This window comes from Palleniella muris, assembly GCF_004792655.1.
Lineage (GTDB): Bacteria > Bacteroidota > Bacteroidia > Bacteroidales > Bacteroidaceae > Prevotella > Prevotella muris_A.
In genome coordinates this window covers 52,931-73,377 of record NZ_SRZC01000010.1, presented here as the reverse complement: position 1 = coordinate 73,377, position 20,447 = coordinate 52,931, and the positions used below count along the sequence as shown (strand labels likewise).

At 43.6% G+C, this 20,447-nt stretch carries 13 protein-coding genes; 4 read left to right on the top strand and 9 right to left on the bottom strand.

All coding sequences use genetic code 11. The annotated features are described in order from the left end of the window. Positions 1 to 240 precede the first annotated feature (240 nt). The 6 genes from E5358_RS07305 to E5358_RS07280 form a co-directional block, all read right to left on the bottom strand. Positions 241 to 1,776: a lipopolysaccharide biosynthesis protein gene (locus tag E5358_RS07305; RefSeq protein ID WP_135939577.1), complete on the bottom strand. Its 1,536-nt coding sequence runs from the start codon at positions 1,774 to 1,776 to the stop codon at positions 241 to 243. Positions 1,777 to 2,031: 255 nt separating this feature from the next. Next, the gene (locus E5358_RS07300; RefSeq protein WP_135939576.1) at positions 2,032 to 3,435 is read right to left on the bottom strand and encodes a glycosyltransferase; all 1,404 of its coding nucleotides are present in this window, start codon (positions 3,433 to 3,435) and stop codon (positions 2,032 to 2,034) included. 21 nt (positions 3,436 to 3,456) lie between these two features. After that, positions 3,457 to 4,572, bottom strand: coding sequence for a UDP-galactopyranose mutase (glf, locus tag E5358_RS07295; protein WP_135939575.1), 1,116 nt, complete (start codon positions 4,570 to 4,572; stop codon positions 3,457 to 3,459). Between the two features lie 114 nt (positions 4,573 to 4,686). Next, on the bottom strand, positions 4,687 to 6,033 hold the full coding sequence (locus tag E5358_RS07290) for a nucleotide sugar dehydrogenase (protein ID WP_135939574.1): 1,347 nt from the start codon (positions 6,031 to 6,033) through the stop codon (positions 4,687 to 4,689). Positions 6,034 to 6,465: 432 nt separating this feature from the next. Beyond that, positions 6,466 to 7,587, bottom strand: coding sequence for a hypothetical protein (locus E5358_RS07285; protein ID WP_135939573.1), 1,122 nt, complete (start codon positions 7,585 to 7,587; stop codon positions 6,466 to 6,468). Positions 7,588 to 8,055: 468 nt separating this feature from the next. Continuing rightward, the gene (locus tag E5358_RS07280; RefSeq protein WP_135939572.1) at positions 8,056 to 9,273 is read right to left on the bottom strand and encodes a tyrosine-type recombinase/integrase; all 1,218 of its coding nucleotides are present in this window, start codon (positions 9,271 to 9,273) and stop codon (positions 8,056 to 8,058) included. 247 nt (positions 9,274 to 9,520) lie between these two features. Here E5358_RS07280 and E5358_RS07275 point away from each other — a divergent pair, with 247 nt between their 5' ends. Then, a complete protein-coding gene (locus tag E5358_RS07275; RefSeq protein ID WP_135939571.1) occupies positions 9,521 to 11,074 on the top strand; it encodes an ATP-binding protein in 1,554 nt (517 codons plus the stop codon). A 147-nt stretch (positions 11,075 to 11,221) separates the two neighbouring features. Here the strand turns inward: E5358_RS07275 and E5358_RS07270 are convergent, their stop codons facing one another. From E5358_RS07270 to E5358_RS07260, 3 genes are all read right to left on the bottom strand, one after another. Continuing rightward, entirely contained in the window at positions 11,222 to 12,421 is a 1,200-nt protein-coding gene (locus E5358_RS07270; RefSeq protein WP_135939570.1) for an acetate/propionate family kinase, read from the bottom strand. 90 nt (positions 12,422 to 12,511) lie between these two features. Then, positions 12,512 to 13,522: a phosphate acetyltransferase gene (gene pta / locus E5358_RS07265; RefSeq protein WP_135939569.1), complete on the bottom strand. Its 1,011-nt coding sequence runs from the start codon at positions 13,520 to 13,522 to the stop codon at positions 12,512 to 12,514. Positions 13,523 to 13,736: 214 nt separating this feature from the next. Further along, positions 13,737 to 14,699, bottom strand: coding sequence for a helix-turn-helix domain-containing protein (locus E5358_RS07260; protein WP_135939568.1), 963 nt, complete (start codon positions 14,697 to 14,699; stop codon positions 13,737 to 13,739). A gap of 192 nt (positions 14,700 to 14,891) precedes the next feature. Between E5358_RS07260 and E5358_RS07255 the strand changes: the two genes are divergently transcribed. Genes E5358_RS07255 through E5358_RS07245 form a run of 3 tightly spaced genes read left to right on the top strand, consistent with a single transcriptional unit; the run spans position 14,892 to position 20,436 of the window. Then, positions 14,892 to 15,953, top strand: a complete 1,062-nt coding sequence (locus tag E5358_RS07255; protein ID WP_277821205.1) for an efflux RND transporter periplasmic adaptor subunit — start codon at positions 14,892 to 14,894, stop codon at positions 15,951 to 15,953. Continuing rightward, positions 15,953 to 19,108 (top strand): efflux RND transporter permease subunit, encoded by a 3,156-nt coding sequence (locus E5358_RS07250; protein WP_135939567.1) that lies wholly within the window; start codon positions 15,953 to 15,955, stop codon positions 19,106 to 19,108. The genes E5358_RS07255 and E5358_RS07250 overlap by 1 nt, the downstream gene beginning before the upstream one ends. Positions 19,109 to 19,122: 14 nt before the next feature. Next, complete coding sequence (locus tag E5358_RS07245; RefSeq protein WP_135939566.1) at positions 19,123 to 20,436, top strand: TolC family protein; 1,314 nt, start codon at positions 19,123 to 19,125, stop codon at positions 20,434 to 20,436. The last annotated feature ends 11 nt before the right edge of the window (positions 20,437 to 20,447 follow it).

Below are 20,447 nucleotides of genomic sequence, written 5' to 3'. Positions count from 1 at the left end.
AACTTAAGTTTTATCTCCAAGCACAACTCCACAAATGCAAAGAAGCTAGTGTGGCTCAACTTTGCCGAAAACGGAACTCCATATAAAATATGGTCGGTATAGAGTATAATGTAATTAAAATTACCTCTTTATATATATTAGATAATCCGGAGTTTACCTACCACATTTAATTATTATCAATAAAATGCAGAAGCTATACTCTACCTCAAACCCAGCAATAATGAATAATGTCAAATATCATTACTTTCCACACATTAGGCGCATAAGTTTAAGTTTTGTCATTACTTTTTGTCGCATCGTTTTAGATAATCCAATATTATAAATACAAATAGATGTGAATAATACCGATGTTAATGTGACTACAACAAAACGTAAAAATCCTCTTTCCATGGATTGACAAAGCAGCAGAGGTATAACAACAGAAATCAAGATTATCAACATAAGTTTCGCAAACGCTTCATATATCAAAGATCTGATACTAAAACCTGTGTATTTTCGCAATAATAGGATATCAATAACCAAAGTTAAAGGGAAGATACAAGCTGCAACTATATAAGCACTTACCGGTGAGGCTCCAAAGTGCAAGCAAACATATATAATGGGGAGTATTGACAGATTGACTAATGAAGCTGTCATATTAAGCAATTTCACTTCACCAAAAGCATGAATACCTTTATTGACAGGAGAATCTATAGCCCCAAGCATCATCTGAAAAAGCGTCAAATGAATAAAAGGCACAACATACTCCGGAACTTGCCCCAGCCATAATTGGATGACATAATCGGTTTCGATCATGATAGGCATGCCTACCAGAAGAAGTAAATAAGTAGAATATTTAGCACTATTGAGAATGAGACGGTTCATCTCAGAAAAATTTTCCTGAGCACGACATTTCATAATTTGAGGTATGACTGCTGTCTGAAAGCCATTCATAAATGCATATACTTTATCACAAACCGTTAAAGCTATGCCCCGCGCAGCATTGACTGCAGTATCGAAAAACAGATTCAGTAAAACTGTTACTCCTTGTGCATTAAGCATATAAGCAGACATTCCTAATGAATTCCATCCTATATATTTCCAAAGGTCTTTGTATAATGCCTTATTGTAATATAGGCGCATATTACATTCCGAGAAATTCCGGTTACAATAATTACGGTATATTACAACACTTAACAGACCAATCAAAAAATAGAGAGACTGGTATAATATCAGTTTATCGGTTGCTACATAAAGTAACAATATCACGACAAACAACTTGGCTACCACATCAAAAATACTCATATAGGCAAAAGCTGACATCCGCTCATGCGACACAACGCTGGCACTATATGGCGACTGGATAACAGAAATGCAACTATAGAACAAAGATAGCTGATATACGACATTAGCAGCAAACATACGGTCACTATCAACAACTAATTTGTTATTAACAAACCATAGACCAACTGTTTCACCAACCAATAGCACAATACCAGCTATAACGAGATGAAGTGTAAAACAAGCAGAAAAAGTGTTTTTCAGCTCCTTCTCATCACCCTTGCCCAATGCAATTGTTAAGAAACGGCTTGTCCCCAAATAAAGAAGACTGTTAGCATAACTCATCAAAGATACAACTCCGCCTACCACACTCAATAGACCATAATCATGCACGCCTAAAGCATTTAATGTCACTCTTGAAGTAAACAAGCCGATCAAAAGAGTGACGGACATCCTTAAATACAGATACAGAGTATTTTTAGCTATTCGTTTATTATTGTCAGACGTAATGCTCATTGGCTAATATTTTTTACATTCATATTTTGTTCTTGCCATAGACAGCCTGCCCCACCTTTGTCTTACCAACATCATAACAGATAAAGATACCAATAACTTTTCATTTGGTAGCTGATGAAGCAAAAAGATTAGAATATTACTAATAACTAAATATTTGACTTATAGGTCAAGTATTTTTATATTTCCTATAAATCGAAAAAGCAACTTGAAAATTCAATTTAACATCACAATCCGTATAGCTTTTCTTTACTGTATTCAGAATCCTTTATAAACACGTCCTAATTGCATCATATGAAAAGCCATAGTAGTCAACGGTTGGGTATATTCCCAATACTCCTTCAAAAGTTTCGGTGTGTTCTTTATGGTAATAATACGTTGTACAAGTTCATCTTCATCCTTGAACATAAACATAGGATGATTATTAAGTTCATGGGCTCCACCATAGCAACTGGTCAATGCGGGTACACCATGAGCAATGGTTTCAATAGTGACTTGCGGCAGATTGTCTTCCCACACTGGCGGGACAATTCCTAAATGAACCCCTTGGAAAATCCGTGGAAAATCATCATGAGTATACCCATCAATTATTTCTACACTTGCATACTTCTCTCGTAAAGCCTCTATTCTCTGGCGGTCAGACAGCTTATCAACCTTCGAAGCAAACCGTAAAGAAATATTATGAGCTTCGCTTGCCGGAAGAGTCTCAAGTGCATCTAATAACAAATAAGCTCCTTTAACAACATTGATATAGCCCATATAAAGCAAGACAAAAGGTTCACCGGTTTCATCTCCAATTGAACGTGGTGGTAACGGATGGTCAGCAACTTTTGTTCCTATATAGCTCACTTGGATTTTTTTAGAATCAATACCAAAATGAGTTGCTATTTCCCCTACCCTTTGCGACACAGCTAACTCCACATCTATATAACAATTGATATTTTGAATCAGCTGTTTCCGATATTGTTGCAATTCACAAAATAATTGATTTTGACGTAAACGCTTTATGGGAGCAGGTAAAATATTTACATATTTATTATAGAGACGATTGTACAACCGGTCTATAATTGTAGCCTTTGAACCGGCCTGCTGACGCCGGCGATAGCTGACCATTTGATAAAATGCCGTGTTCAGTGTAAACGACATACACTGCCCACACGGATGTCTCTCAGAACGAAAGCAATTATACCCCTCCGTATTCCATAACTTTACATTTGAACAATAAAAACCATAATCATGCAGACTATGAACAAAACGAGTTTGCGGATAACATTCCTTGAGAGATAATACATTCGGTGCAAGTCCTTCAAAAGATTGAAAGTGAATAACATCAAATCCACCTTGCTCCTCAATAAATTGACCAATTAAATGAAGGAGGCTTTTGTCACGGTTCATACGCTTATACATAGCAGCAGGACCACCATGGGGAGCAAAAGCAGGTGAATTGACTATGGTATAGCTATTGAAACCATGATAGGGGGACAGTTGCCGTATATAAGCAGAACCAGAAGAATCATAGTAATAACCAGAAGAAAGAAAAATTATTTGCCATGGAAATTCATCTGGATGCTGCTCGATGTGTGCCAATATATTATTGACATAAACGGCAACTCCTCCGCCATTTTCACCTTGAGGAGTCCAATTATATATAAGAATTTTCATTGTGTTGGAACATTTTTGATACTACAGTTGCACGGTCAATGCATGTTCTATGATAGGAGCCATGTCATAATATTTGTATTCCGCTAATCGCCCACCAAAAATAACATTCCTCTCTTTCGCAGCCAGCTGGCGATACTGTTCCGCAAGATTATTATTACGTTCATCATTGACAGGATAGTATGGCTCCATACCAGGTTTCCACTCTGTTGAATATTCCTTGCTGATAACGGTCTTCTGACAATCGTACACCTCCTGCCCGAACATCTCGAAATGTTTGTGCTCTATAACCCGTGTATACGGAATCTCACGTTCTGTATAATTCACGACAGCATTTCCTTGGTAATTCGCCGTATCCTCAACTGTCGTCTCAAAAGATACTGTGCGGTACTGCAAGCGGCCGAGCTTATAATTGAAATATTCATCAAGAGGACCTGTATAAACCAATTTTTCCGCGATATCACGCCAATCCCCCAAAGAAAAGAAATCTGTATTCAGACGTACTTCGGTTCCATCCAGCAATCCTTCTATAAGTTTATTATAACCTCCAACGGGAATACCTTGATATTTATCGTTAAAGTAGTTATTGTCAAAAACCATTCTCACAGGCAGGCGCTTTATGATGAATGCCGGGAGTTCTGTACATTCCCTGCCCCACTGCTTTTCGGTGTATCCTTTGATAAGTGTCTCATAAATGTCTTTTCCAATAAGCAGCTGAGCCTGCTCCTCAAGGTTTTGCGGTTCCCTTCCGTTCATGCGCGCCTTCGCCTCGGCACGCTGTTCCTCCAATTTGCCCTCGGCTTCCTCCGGTGTCTTTACTCCCCACATCTGGTAGAATGTATTCATATTGAACGGCAGATTATACAGCTGCCCTTTATAGTTTGCCACAGGAGAGTTGGTATATCTGTTGAACTCTACTATAGAGTTCACGAAATTCCATACCTCCTTATTTGATGTATGAAATATGTGAGCACCATATTTGTGTACGTTTATTCCTTCAATACTTTCACAATAAACATTGCCACCTATGTGACTGCGTTTGTCTATCACAAGACACCTCTTGCCTATCTGTTGTGCACGATAAGCCAACGTTGAACCGAAAAGTCCGGAACCGACTATAAGATAATCATATTGTTTCATTTGAAAATATTTTGATTGTATTATTGGAACACTGGTCTACAACACCCATTAGTTAATATTATTTTTCAAAACAACGAAAAACAAATACACAGCGTTATAGCAGCATGCAGCCTGTTAATCCCTCCTGAATATATCCCTTGTATATACCTTCTCCTGCACATCATCAAGACAACTGTCGTATCGGTTGGCGATAATTGCCTGGCTCTGGGACTTGAACGCTGCAAGGTCATTAACGACACGACTACCGAAGAATGTCTCGCCATCTTTCAAAGTCGGCTCATATATGATGACATCAGCTCCCTTTGCCTTGATACGCTTCATCACGCCCTGAATTGAGGACTGGCGGAAATTGTCACTGTTAGACTTCATTGTAAGGCGGTAGATTCCTATAACGCACTGCTTCTCTTCGGAAGGCTTAAAATCACCACGGTTGAAATAATCGTAGTAACCTGCTTTGTTCAATACACGGTCGGCAATGAAATCTTTCCTTGTCCGGTTACTTTCTACAATCGCCTGAATGAGATTCTCCGGAACATCAGCATAGTTGGCAAGCAGCTGCTTGGTGTCCTTTGGAAGGCAATAGCCACCGTAACCGAAGGACGGATTGTTATAATGCTGTCCTATGCGAGGATCAAGACTGACACCGTCGATGATAGCCTGAGTGTCAAGACCTTTCACCTCTGCGTATGTGTCTAGTTCGTTGAAATAACTGACACGGAGGGCAAGGTAGGTATTGGCAAACAGTTTCACTGCTTCTGCCTCCTTCAACCCCATGAATAAAGTGGCAATGTTCTCCTTTATTGCACCTTCCTGGAGCAATGCGGCGAACGTCCTGGCGGCCTCTTCCAATGCCGGCACGTCGGCTACAGCACGGATGGCTGCATTCTCTTCCTCAAAATCACCATTACTGATAATCTTCGGATAGCCGACAATAATGCGGCTTGGATAAAGGTTGTCATAAAGCGCCTTGCTTTCACGAAGAAACTCAGGAGAGAACAAAAGATTGAATTTCTTGCCATGGAGCGAAGGAGTCTCTTCGAACTTCCCGGCGTACTTCACATAAAGGCTGCGACAATACCCCACAGGAACGGTACTTTTAATAACCATCACTGCTTCCGGATTGACATCAAGGACAAGGTCTATTACTTCCTCGACATGCCTTGTGTCAAAATAGTTCTTCACTGGGTCGTAGTTCGTTGGTGCTGCTATAACCACGAAATCAGCATCCTTATATGCAGCTGCCCCGTCAAGCGTTGCATTAAGGTTCAAAGGTTTCTCTGCAAGGTATTTCTCTATGTAATCATCCTGGATTGGAGATATCTTGCTATTCAGTTTTTCCACCTTTTCAGCAATTACGTCAACCGCCGTCACCTTATGGTGCTGTGCCAAAAGAGTGGCAATGCTCAAGCCGACATAGCCTGTTCCGGCTACGGCTATTTTTATATCCGCATTTCTTTTCATATAATTATAATAAAATATGTCTACAAGCTTGTTAACGAACTTGATTTATCATAATACTCTTTTAATAAGAATGTAAGTGATTAAATATTTCATCTCTCGCCTGCACCGAAAAGCAAGTCACTTTCCAGCGTTTCCTTCTACCCGCTGAGTTTTTTGTAATATCCTCCTTTATCGCTTCGCTGAGGTTATGGACTCTACACCTGATGCTGCCAGATGCATTATATGTATTAACTTTGCATCTGAAAATGATATTTAATATATTTTGAAGAATTATGAACTATTCTATTCGTGTCTAATTAATGTTCAAAGTCTCAATACTGCAAAATTGTGCCATAAGGTTCCTCTATTCTAAATTCCGAAATCAGATACTGTACATTGACAACAGACAAGGTGCAACATAAAGACCACTGCATCTGATATTTGTCACCTGTCTTACACACCCCTGTCATCAAACAAATAGCCGTAGTTGAGCATGAGCTGTTCACGGTCTGATTCATACTCATGACGAATTTCGGGGGAATGGACAGAATCATTGACTATGGCATCTATCTCCTGAAGGACGGCGGAGCCAGCCTGAAGTATCGGGAACATATTGTCCTTGACGTGCTCAACGGACGGAGCATAGTAACAGGCGATTTCCTCTATGATGAAGAAGAATGTGCCCAGCGCTTCATGGCAGGAGAGTTTGCCTTTTGCCAGTTCTGCAATGGTCTGTGCTCTGAGGATTTCAATGTTCTCAGCCTGCACAGCTATCTCTCTGATTGTCTTGACAGGGTGAAAATAGCGGTCAATGAGTGCCTGACGTTCCTGAAGGTTGCGCTTGTGCAGCATGTCAGCCTCCGAAAGACGTGCTGCAGAACCATCCCTGACAACCTCGAAGCGTTCGGCATGGACTCCAGAGATTGCGACACTCATGCCGCCAACATCCATCACAAGGCGGCGGTCACGGTCAATACGTATGACATAGCCTTCAAGTCCTTCAAGTCCACCTGAAGTGATACGGAGCAATATGCGGTTGCGGGCATAGTAATGGAAAGGATGCAGCAAAAAGCGTATACGCTCCGGGTCTGACTCAGAAAGCCCCATAAAAGGACGCATTTGCTTGTCCGGTATTTCCGCAACCTTTCCTGTGCTGCAATTCTTGCAAAGATACCGTCCGGGAAGTTCCTTGTCCAGATATTTTTGAATTTCCACATGATTTCCTTGCAGGAATATAAGTCCGCTCACTGTAGGTATTTCCTTCTTACGGACAGTTTTTGACTTGCCTTGACGGCGGTAGTAATGGATTGTCTTATGGACGAAGAATGGCAGTCGGTCTCTCTCCAAGATAGAGGAGATGCCTTTCACCTTGGCATGATGGACAAAAAGGTATGACCATGACGGCTTTTTCTCCTCGTATTTGCTTGAAATGCTCTCACAGAATGTTTCATCAGGAGACATATACGAATCCACCTCTGAACCGGTCTTCATTTCCGGTTCAGAAATAAGTATGCCATTGGGAAAGCCTTGCCTTCCGCCTGCTGTAGAATAAGAGTTCGTACTATCCAGTTTCATAAATCCCAATCTACTTTATGTCCTTGGCAACAACCATACATGATGGATACGGAAGCCTGATTGACACTTCGTTTTCTCTCATTTCCATATAGTTATAATCCTCCAAGCTATATTCCCGTCATGGAATGAGCCTAAGAAATTCCTAATCTATGCTTTTTCATGCAGACAATAATCACCCGCTTTCGCGAATATCAAATAACACTATCTTACAAGAAGAAAGGCATTATAGTGCAAAGTTAGTGATTTATTTTGATTTCATTACATAAGTTGATTGTTTTTTTTCTTTTTTTAAGAAAGTATCATGCAAATGTTTGTTGAATCAGCCATTCCGACGAAAAGGAAATGGCTGATTCTGTTTTTAATACAGAGAAATGCCTTTCTTCTTGTAAAAGAAAAGCCTTTCTGTTTTTAGCAAGTCAAACGCTTGTCTTTCATCACAATAGCCACATGCAAGAATCATGCTGCACCTTATTCTTCACTCCCTAATATTGCCTGCATGATTTTCCAATTTGCCTGATTAATTCGGTTTGTGCCTATCGATTCAAGATAAATCTGTGTTGTCCTGTACGAATGATGCCCCATTCCCTCACTTATTGTCGCAAGTGGGATGTTCATGTTCAAGGCTGCACTTGCCCACGAATGGCGGGCGACATAGATTGTCAGTGACATCTTGAAGCCAAGCATTTCACCAATCTTCTTCAGATTTCGGTTCACGTTCTGCAACACCTGCTTGTATGCCCTGTACTCATTGCCGTCCTCCTTCCGTATTATCGGGAGCAGATACGATGTGCCTTGTGTCTCGGAAGCATACGCGTCCACTATGCGCTGGACGGGCGGCTCCCACCCTATTGTCAGGCTTTGGTTCGTCTTGCGGCGGTTATACGAAAGCACTCCGTACCTGACATCACTCTTTTTCAGGAATGCCATATCCACGAACGCCATGCCCCGCATATAAAGACTGAACATGAACATGTCCCTTGCAAAAGCAAGAGCAGAACCTTGACGGAGATGAAGCTGCACAATATTCCTTATGCATTCAATGGATATTGCCCTCTTTGAAGTATGCACACTTGATGTGCGCACATGACGGAAGATGTTGCGTTCCTCCACAAGTCCGGTCTCCACCGCCTTATGGTAAAGGGTGCGGAGCGTGCGCAGATAGTAAGCTATGGTGTTCTGCTTCAGGCGTTGGCAGCACAGCCATGCCTCATAGCCCTCCACCATGTCGGAGGTAAGCGAGCCAAAAGCGATGTCGTTGCCACAGCGGAAGGCACTGAATTTCCTTAAAGCATCACTGTATGTCTTGGCAGTGCCCCAGCGTTTCATCTGTTCTTTTCTCTCAATCTGCGTCCGTATGAAACTGAAAACGCTTTGGCACGAAGGCAAACGACGCAGAGTCTCTGCCAATTCATCTATGCCATAGCCATATCCCTCCTTCTGCAAGACCACCGTCCTCATCTGCCTTAGCTCCCAACAGATTTTGTCTTGTATGAGTTGCAGATGCGCCTTGCGGCAGCTGTCTCTCGCTATATGCACCGAAGCGTGGCGGCTGTCCCACTCACACGGCAGGACATGATAATCTGTGCCTATGCAGCGTATCTCACGCTGGTTGATGATGTGATAATAAACCGTGCCTTCCTTGCCTGCTACCGAGGAGGGGCGAAACTTCACTTTGATTGTTGCCATAATTTTTGTTTGTTGTGATTTTATATAATGTATGAATATGGGATGATATTATCATAACGCAAACATAATATACTTGGCGTTTAAGTCCGTCTGTAAAATCAATATGCATTATCCGCACCGTTATTTCTGTTGTCCAAACCATTACACTAAAATACAACTGTTTTTCATATTGCAGCCTTAAATATTTGGCAGATAAAAACAAAAACATTATCTTTGCATAATAAATAATACGAAAAACTCTGGGCTTATGGGACGAAAACTACCGGGAATCGGAATTCAGACATTCGAGAAACTCATCAAGGAGGACTGCCTGTATATAGACAAAACCGAATTTGTCTATAACATGACACATGGAAAATCAAACTACATGTTCCTAAGCCGTCCGCGCCGGTTCGGGAAATCGCTGCTGGTGAGCACACTGAAAAGCTATTTTGAAGGCAGGAGAGAGCTTTTCAAGGGGCTGGCAATGGAGCACCTGGAGAAAGAGTGGACGGTGCATCCTGTGCTGCATTTCGACATGAGTACTGCAAAGCATGCAGGAGAGAAGGACCTTATATTGGAACTTGAGAGAAAACTGTTCCAGTATGAGAAAATGTATGGACGCGAAGAGGCTGACATCAACCCTAACCAACGGCTTGAAGGACTTATCAAGCGTGCATACGAGCAGACAGGCAGGCAGGTTGTGGTACTGATTGATGAGTACGACGCACCGTTGCTTGATGTCATGCACGAGGACGAGAACCTTCCGAAGCTGCGCAACATAATGCGTAATTTCTACAGCCCGCTGAAGGCATGCGACCCATATCTCAGGTTCGTTTTCCTGACAGGAATAACGAAGTTCTCACAGCTGAGCATCTTTTCTGAACTGAACAACATACTGAACATAAGCATGCTGCCGCAGTTTGCCGCCATTTGTGGCATTACGCAGGAAGAACTGGAGACACGGATGCGGACAGAGGTGGAATACCTGGCGGAACAGCTGGGAGTGACATACTGCGAGACGATGGAAAGGCTGAAAGCGCATTATGACGGATATCATTTCTCAAAGCAGTCTCCGGACATATACAATCCATTCAGTTTGCTTAACGCATTGTCAACAAATGACATAGCATCACACTGGTTCGGCTCCGGAACTCCGACATATCTGATTGAAATGCTCCGAAGGTTTAACGTGCAACCGTCGGACATCGGAGGGTACGATGCAGATGCTGCCGACTTCGACGCGCCTACCGAACACATGACAAGCATTGTGCCACTGCTGTATCAAAGCGGATATATAACAATAAAAGGGTATGATAATATATTGAGTCTTTACACATTGGACATTCCAAACAAGGAGGTACGCATTGGATTGATGCGAAGCCTACTGCCTAACTATCTGCACGAATACACAAGCCGTGGCAACACAACGATAGCCAAAATGTATGGTTTCATGCTAAAGGACGATATTGATGGAGCTTTGCTGTTGATGAAGACTTTCCTTGGAACAGTGCCATATACCTCCAACACCGATTACGAGGGGCATTGGCAGCAAATGATGTATGTCATCTTCTCACTGCTAGGCGCATACGTCGATGTGGAGGTGCACACTCGCAACGGACGCGTGGACATGGTTCTACGCACAGCGAACAAACTATACATATTTGAGCTTAAACTAAACAAAAGTGCGGAGACTGCCATGCAGCAAATCACACTGAAAAACTATGACGAAAGGTTCGCACTCACCGGGCTGCCGGTTGTAAAGGTCGGCATAAATTTCAGCAGGGAGACAAAAAACATAGAGGATTGGGTGATAGAATAATGCACACTTTTTCACAGCACCCACATTCATAATAAAGCAAGAAGTAGCTATTGGAGCCCCACAGCACAAGCTGTAATACCAATAGCTACTTCTTTTTGATTTCTGCCAAAGCAAAGGAAATGCTTCGGCAGGTTATCTATCTATTGCCTACTTAGACACAAGTTCCATTGTGTCAGTAGCAATCATCAGTTCCTCATCGGTAGGGATGACAACAACCTTGACCTTAGAGTCTGGTGTGGAGATGACAGCCTCCTCGCCATGGATAGCGGCATTCTTCTCAAGATCGAGCTTGATGCCCATCCACTCCATGTCCTTACATACCATCTCACGGATGTCGGACTGGTTCTCGCAAACACCTGCCGTGAACACGAGGACATCACATCCTCCGAGGGCAGCAGCGTAAGAGCCGATGTACTTCTTGATACGGTATGTGTACATATCTATTGCAAGCCGGCACTTAGGGTCGCCGTCAACACTGCCCTGGAACACCTCACGCATGTCACTTGACTTGCAGGAAATGCCGGCAAGACCGGATTTCTTGTTGAGGTAGTTGGAAATGCCGTCAGCGTCAAGCCCCTCCTTCTTCATTATGAAAGACACTGCACCGCCGTCAATATCGCCGGAACGTGTACCCATCATCACACCTTCCAGCGGTGTGAGACCCATTGATGTGTCCTGGCACTTGCCGTCCTTGACAGCAGCGAGTGAACCGCCGTTGCCGATGTGGGCTGTGATAACCTTTGTTCCTTCAGCCTCCATACCGAGGTATTCAAGGGCACGTGCAGAGACATAACGGTGGGATGTGCCGTGGAAACCGTAGCGGCGCACGCCATACTTCTCGTACATCTCGTAAGGGATGGCATACATGTAAGCCTGTGCAGGCATTGTCTGGTGGAACGCTGTGTCAAAGACACCCACCTGAGGAATCTCAGGAAGGAGGGCAGAGACTGCCGCCACGCCCTTCAGGTTTGCAGGATTGTGGAGCGGAGCGAGGTCGTTGCAAGCCTCGAAAGCCTTCAGTACCTCTTCGTCGAGGATGACAGACTTGGCGAACTTCTCGCCTCCGTGCACCATACGGTGACCTACAGCGTCAAGCTCGGAGAGAGATTTCAGTGCACCGTCGACAGGGTCGGTGAGAACCTTGAAGATAAGTTCCACGCCCACTGTGTGCTCAGGAATCTCCTGCTCGATGACTTTCTTGCTGCCGTCAGCAGCATTGAACTTGATGAATGCTCCCGGAAGACCGATTTTCTCAATACCGCCTTTTGCAAGGACAGTCTTTGTCTCCATCTCGAAGAGCTGGTATTTGATTGATGATGAACCGCAGTTCAGTACAAGGATTTTCATTTTTTATGGTTGTAGTTTTTGGGTTTATGGTTGCAGGTTAAAGTAGGAAGCCAACCTTCTGATAGGCTTCCAAAGATTTCCCATTTATCATTATTTCTTCGCATCCATAGCCTGGCAAGCGGTGATTGCCACGAGGTTGACGATGTCTTCAACAGAGCAACCGCGCGAAAGGTCGTTCACAGGGCGTGCGATACCCTGGAGGATAGGACCGAGAGCGACAGCATTGCCAAGACGCTGCACGAGTTTGTAGCCGATGTTGCCTACCTCAAGGTTAGGGAACACGAGCACATTGGCATGTCCTGCGATGTCAGAGCCCGGAGCCTTCTTCTCACCAACGGCAGGAACGAGAGCGGCATCAGCCTGCAGTTCACCGTCGATTTTCAGTGTCGGGTCAAGCTCCTTTGCCACCTTTGTAGCCTCAACAACCTTGTCGACAACCTCATGCTTCGCACTTCCCTTTGTGGAGAAAGAGCACATTGCCACACGCGGTTCAGCGAATCCTGCCACCGAGCGCGCTGTCTGTGCCGTGCAGACAGCAATCTGTCCGAGCTGGTTAGCGTCAGGCATAGGGGTCACGGCAACGTCGGCGAACACCATCACGCCGTTCTCACCGTACTGAGGAGTCTCGGTAATCATGAGCATTGCGCCTGAAACACATGTTATTCCCGGAGCAGTCTTGATAATCTGGAGAGCAGGACGCAGTGTGTCGCCTGTTGTAGAGAGCGCACCCGAAATCTGCCCGTCGGCACCTTCTGTCTTGATAATCATGCATCCGAGATAGAGAGGGTTCTTCACAAGCTCACGAGCCTGTTCTATTGTCATGCCCTTCTTCTCACGGAGCTTCTGCAGGAGCTGTGCCATTTCCTCAGACTTCTCATAGTTCTCCGGGTCGATGAATGTAGCCTTGCCGATGTTCTTCAGTCCGTTTTTCTCAACGAGAGCCTGCACCTTTGCAGGGTTACCAATAAGAATAAGGTCTGCAATACCCTGTTCAAGCACCTGGTCAGCAGCCACGAGTGTACGTTCCTCGTCAGCCTCAGGGAGCACGATGCGCTGCTTGTTAGCCTTGGCGCGTGCGATGATTTGTTCTACCAATCCCATAGTTTTAACGATATTAGATTTATTTTTAGTTGATTTATGTTTATTTTTTGCAAAAGTAATAAAAAAAAGCGAACAGCAAAAGGATGTCCGTTTTTTTTTGTTTTTTAGTCGGTTGACGAGTGTTTTTATACGAGGCAAAGCTGTATATAATGTTGCTCCAGCATTAAGCATGCCACTGTTCAACACAACAATCCATCCACACCCATTTTCCTCTTCACTCACTTTTGCTTATCCGGCAATCAGTCCGGGATAAACCGTTTTTATTTGTCCCCATGGCATACTTGCACGGAGAGCATCCAACGGCAGCTTTGAAATATTTCCCAAAGAAGGACGGATTTGCGAAATTCAGCATATCACTGATTTGCTGTACAGTATAGCGGTTGCTTCTCAGCAACGCCTTTGCTTCAATAATCACGTAATCTTTTATCCACTCCCCGGCGTACCGTCCACTGATTTGCTTAACAACACTGGAAAGATATTTTGGAGAAACACAAAGCCTGTCCGCATAAAAACTTATCCCACGTCGTTTAAGGTGGTTTTCTCTTACAAGTTCCAGAAAATCATCACAAAGTCCTTGTTGCCTGCTTTTGCAACAAAATGCTTCTGTATGCTTCTTGTTATCAGCAAGCCATTGATAGCCAATTGCAAACAGCACCTGCATATATCCGTTCAGGACTTCTTTCTTGAATGTAAAATCGGAATGCTGCATTTTCCCATTCATCACCCGATAAAGCATCAGACATTCGTCAACCTCCTTCCTGCTAATGCCCACTACAGCATTGTTGCTCACATACCGCTTCATATCCAGTGCCATAGGTGAATTGGCGGCAATGATGTCCATGCTGCCAGAGAAGGCTATGAGGAACAGACGATAGTCAGGAGTGTACTCCAAACATTCCCCGACAGTTCCCGGCAAAGCAAAAAGGACAGAGTTCGGCTGAAGCCTGTACTCACGGAAGTTGATGCGTACTTTTAGGCAACCTTCCACACAAAACAGAATCATATTGAAGTTTATCTTGAATGGATATTCTGACGAACAGAACTTTTCCAGTTCTGCAGTTCCGTCCGGCACATTCAAGTTGTCTGTCAACATGAATTTATCTTCAAATATCTGAGCCTCGTTTGAAATCGGGAGCATCATCATCTCCAAATCTTTGAATACTGACGTTTTTACCATTTTACTTTTGTGCTTAGCTTATGCAAAGATACTACATTTATCCCGGTTATTTGCAGGAAAATACCGAAGAAATATATGACATCCGACCAAAAGGACATTTTCCTCTCCGACAAGGACAGCACTTTATGAAATAAATTATCGACCTTTGCAGCGTGAAAAATAAAGATAATTAACAAAAACAAACACAAAGACATGAAACAGTTAGTTTTATCGCTCGTCCTCACGGGCATCATAGCGAGTTGCAGTGATAAGGCAGAAAAGCAACCACTGCCCTGTGTTATGTTGACATCTCCGGCAGCTATAGGGGCACACAGCAGCAACAGTTACTCCGGTGTGGTACAAGAAGCGCACGAAATAGCTTTAGGATTCAAGACTCCCGGAGAATTAGTGCGGGTAGTTGTGAAAGAAGGTCAGTATGTCCATCAAGGTCAGCTTATAGCCATGCTTGACGATGCTGATTACAAACTCGGAGTGGAATCTGCAAAAGTACAATACGAACAGATGAAGAAAGAAACGGAACGGTTGGAAAAATTACATAACGCTAAAAGTTTGTCGGATAATGACTATGACAAAGCTATCAGTGGTTTGCAACAACTCAAAGTGCAACTTCAGGCAAACCAGAATAAATTGGATTATACACGACTTTACGCTCCGGTCAATGGCTATGTGAAAAGTGTGAACTTCAGTCAGGGAGAAATGGTAAATGTTGGTACTCCGGTCATAACACTTCTTGACCTGAACGGTCTGGAAGTGGAATTAAACGTGCCTTTTGCGCTTTATAAACAACGTGACCATATAAAACGCATAGTATGCCATTTTTCTGGCGACACAAAATATACCCCGGAGATGAAACTATTGAGTGTAATCCCACAATCGGACGGAACCCAGCTTTACAAGATGCGTCTTGCTTTTACGGATGCAGATGCGGCAAAAGTTGTAACTGCCGGAATGAACGTATCTGTGGATGTGGAAACAAAGGATAGTGAAGCGGCAGAAAAAGCATTCACGTTGCCCATGAGAGCCGTTTTTCGGGAACAAGAAAAGTCGTATGTGTGGGTAATGAATGCCGATAGCACAGTTACCAAAAAGGAAATCAAACTAAACGGCATGGATAATCAAGGAAAGCTGATTGTCACATCGGGTTTGAACGGCGATGAGCAAGTGGTGAGAGCCGGAGTGAACGCATTGAGCGAAGGAGAAAAAGTTACTGTGCTTGAACAGCCGTCAAAAACCAACGTAGGAGGGCTACTCTGATGAAAGTGACCGAATATTTTATCAAACGCCCGGTATTGTTCTGGTCGTTGGTGGCAAGCATACTTGCAGGTGGCATACTGTCGTTCATGCAAATGCCCAAAATGGAAGACCCTGTGGTAACCATGAAGCAAGCAATGGTGGCGGTTGCATATCCCGGAGCGAGCGCACACGAAGTGGAACTTAAAGTGGCACAGCCAATCGAAGACGAACTTCGAGCATTGCCAGATGTGAATAAACTCTGCAGCGAATGCCATGACGGTATGCTTACTGTGACCATACTGTTTGATATGGAAGTTTCACTTGACGACTTGGAGCAATATTTTGATTTGCTTCGCAGAAAAATGAATGATGTGCGACCTCGATTGCCACAAGGCTGTTATCCTCCCATTGTAATAGACGAAATGATGGATGTCTATGGCATATTCTATGCACTTACCGGTGATGGATACACCTACCCTGAACTAAATAAATATGCGCGAAAAATCAGACGCGAATTACTGGGAATAAAAGGTGTAAAGCGCATAAATATCGTGGGAAACCGCGATGAAGTCATCAATATAACCATATCCAAGGACAAGATAACAAGAAACGGCATATTGCCAACGCAAATCATGCTTGCCTTGCAAAATGCGGGCAAAACGGTAAATGCTGGAGCGTTTGGAAATGATGATGAACGTTTGCTGATTTATGTTTCAAACGCATTGAAAGACGAAGATGACATACGCAACCTTTACATCCGCACCATTCAAGGCACACAAGTAAAATTGGGAGATGTGGCAGAGGTTGAACGGACATACGCAGAACCACAGAAAAACGGCTTTTTCGTAGACGGGAAACCTGCCATAGCCATTTGTCTGACTATGGAGAACGATGTGATAGTGCCTGATGTAGGAAAAGAGGTGGATGCCCGACTGGACGAGATTGTAAAAACAATGCCTGCCGGAATGCAGACTGAAAAGATTTTCTTTCAGCCTGACAAGGTGAACACAGCTATCAGTTCATTTATGATAAATCTGTTGGAATCCGTTGCGGTGGTAATTCTTGTGCTTATATTCACGATGGGATTTCGTAGTGGGGCTATTATCGGCTTCGGACTGGTGCTTACAATAGCTGTGTCGTTTCCTATATTATTGGTTGGAGGCACTACACTGCAAAGAATCTCTCTCGGTGCTTTCATTGTTGCGATGGGTATGCTGGTAGATAATGCAATTGTCATTATGGACGGTATCTTGATAGACAAGAAACGTGGCTTAGGTCCCAAGACATACCTATATCGCATTGGACGACATACTGCGCTTCCGCTTCTCGGAGCAACTATCATAGCAGTGTCCACTTTCCTTTGTGTCTATCTTACCCAAGGTTCTGTTGGCGAATATGCCCACGACCTTTTTGTCGTATTGGGAGTCAGCTTAATAGCCAGTTGGATATTGGCATTGGTTCAAGTACCCATGTGTGCAAAATCATGGTTGCCTGCACGGGAAAAGGATATGAACGGCAATGCCCAAAGCATTATGAACTCGCCGATACACCGTTTTGTAAAACGCACCATCGCATCGCTGATTAAATACAGAAAGACAACGATTGCCGTGTCTGTATTTGTGTTGGCTATCTGTGGATTTGGCATGACTAAAGTGAAAAATGTATTTTTCCCCGATTTTGACTACAATCAGTTTATCGTTGAATGTTACTTTCCGGCACAGACTAACCCTGATAATGTGCGTGAGGGTTTATTGGATATGAGCCGGCTATTGAAAGAAAACAAGGACATAGACCGTGTTGCAGCCAGTATGGGCAGTGCTCCGGCACATTACTGTCTTGTACGCCCCATGACCATAGGTGGTGATTGTTATGGCGAGTTAATGGTGGATTGCAAGGATTATGCCACCGTGATGAAGCAAATCCCGGTGGTACGTGAACTATTGCGTCAGCAATATCCCGATGTATATATCCATATACGCAAGTACAATCTTTGCATCGGAACGACGCATAGCGTGGAAGTGGAGTTTTCCGGACCCGACCCGGCTGTATTGCGTGAACTAAGCAAAAAGGCGGAAGACATCATGCGGCGTAGTCCTTATGTTGACATCCGTTCGGTACAAAACAACTGGAAACCTACCGGAAAAACATTAGTCGCAGACTATAACCGCACGGCGGCATTGCGTTCGGGCATTGAACGCGGAGATGTGGCAAACGCTCTGATGGCTGCAACCGATGGGCTTACAGTCGGAGCTTTGAACGACCAGGAAAGGACGGTGCTTATAACGTTGAATGTACGCAATAACGATGGTAGCCGAATGGATAAGCTCAACGATATTCCTGTCTGGAGTATGGCAAATTTGCATGTGACAGATAATGACATCAAGAGTCTTATAAGCGGGAAAAAGAGAGCTTCAGAAATAGAGGACGATATATTCAAAAGTGTTCCCTTAAGTAGCGTGACTGATGGGATACATCTGTCATGGGACGAAAATGTAGTGATGCGTATGAACGGGCAGCGAGCCATTGAAGCGGAATGTGAACCGAATTATGATATGGAGGATGCCACTCCCGCCAAGCTCATGGCTTCGGTAAAGGAGGAAATTGATGCCATTCCATTACCTTCGGGTTATTATCGCCGCTGGATAGGCGAAAGTGACCTTAAAAACGAAACTATCAGCAGATTAATGAAATATGTTCCCATTACATTGTTTCTTATACTGATGGTATTGCTTTTACTGTTCAACGATTGGCGCAAAGTTATACTAATCCTTCTTTGTTTTCCTTTCGTTCTATGTGGCATAGTGCCTTCGTTGATAGCCTTTCACCAAGCATTTACTTTTATGGCATTGGTCGGAACAATGGGACTGATGGGTATGATGGTGAAGAATGCAATCGTGCTGGTGGACGAGATTGGCCGCCTGCAAAAAGAGGAACACCTCACCCCGTACAGGGCTGTTATACAAGCTACGGTTTCTCGTGTGCGACCGGTCACTATGGCTTCACTGACTACAATTGTGGGTATGATTCCTCTAATCCCTGATCCAATGTACGGTTCTTTGGCAATTACTGTAATGGGTGGGCTTGCAATGGGCACGTTGATTACCCTTGTGCTTCTTCCGGTATTCTATGCGGCATTATTCCGTATTAATATATCCGGTGAATGTTCAGAAAACTAAAATAATCTCATAATATGAAACAGATACATCATATAATAATCATAGCCATGTTGCTTTTATCCCAAGCAGCTTGGGGACAACAACCACTGGCACTTTCCGTTGAACAATGTCGGGAACTGGCTCTTGCCGGAAACGAATATATAAAAAAAGCCAATAACGATTATTTGCAATCAGAACTTGACAAAGCCATTGCGTTTACCAATTATCTGCCAAAGTTAGATGGTATGGCTCTTGGCGGGACTCTCACTCATGGTCTTGACATAATGGGGATGAAACTTGAGATGCAAGGTGTATATATGGCAGGGATTAACCTTACACAACCCGTGTTTATGGGTGGAAAAATCATCGCTGCAAACCGTTTGGCTAAAATCGGGCGTGATTGCGCAAAAGAATCACTCCGCAAAACCCGTGCGGAAGTGATTGCAGAAGCGGAAAAGAGCTATTGGACACTGATTGCGGTACGCAGTAAGGTGAATATGCTCTATGCTTATCAGTCATTAATGGACTCTCTTTACGCTCAAATTCATATCGGACTTGAAGCAGGAATGTGTACGGAAGCCGAATTGCTACGTATAGAGGCAAAACGTAGTGAAATCAGTTATCAACTGCAATCGGCAAAAAGCGGTGCAAACCTTTGTCGATTGGCTTTGTGCAATGTGATAGGCTGCTCTTTTGATACGGAAATTGTACCCTCTGACACAATCATTACAATCACACCACCTGCCACACAGAATGAAGGTATTGAACAACGTCCTGAATATCATTTGTTGGAGAATCAGATAAGAGCATACGAACAACAAATAAAAATAGCACGATCCGAACTTCTGCCAAAAGTGGGGTTGTCTGCGTCCTATATGTATCACGGTGGAATTGATTTGAATGGAGCGATGCCCGACGGACAAGGTGGATATTTACCATTCAAACACGAAATTAAAGACGGGAATTGGAGTGTGTTTCTCTCCGTCAGTGTTCCATTGTTCCATTGGGGTGAAAATCAGAAGAAGGTAAAAAAGGCAAAACTTGACTTGAATAACGCCCAACTGGATTTTCAGAAAAACATAAAACTCATGACTCTTGAAAGTCATCAAGCCATACAAAACGTGAATGACAGTTACACACTGGTGCATACAGCAACAACCGGACAAAGACAAGCAGATGAGAACCTGCGTGTCATGACCAGTCGATACAGCAATGGACTATGCACTCTCACGGATTTGCTTGAAGCCCAATCAACATGGCAACAGGCACAAAGCAATATTATAGAAGCCAAAGCACAATATAAAATACACCAAGTGGAATACCTGAAAGCTATAGGAAAATTGGAATGACATTTAATTAT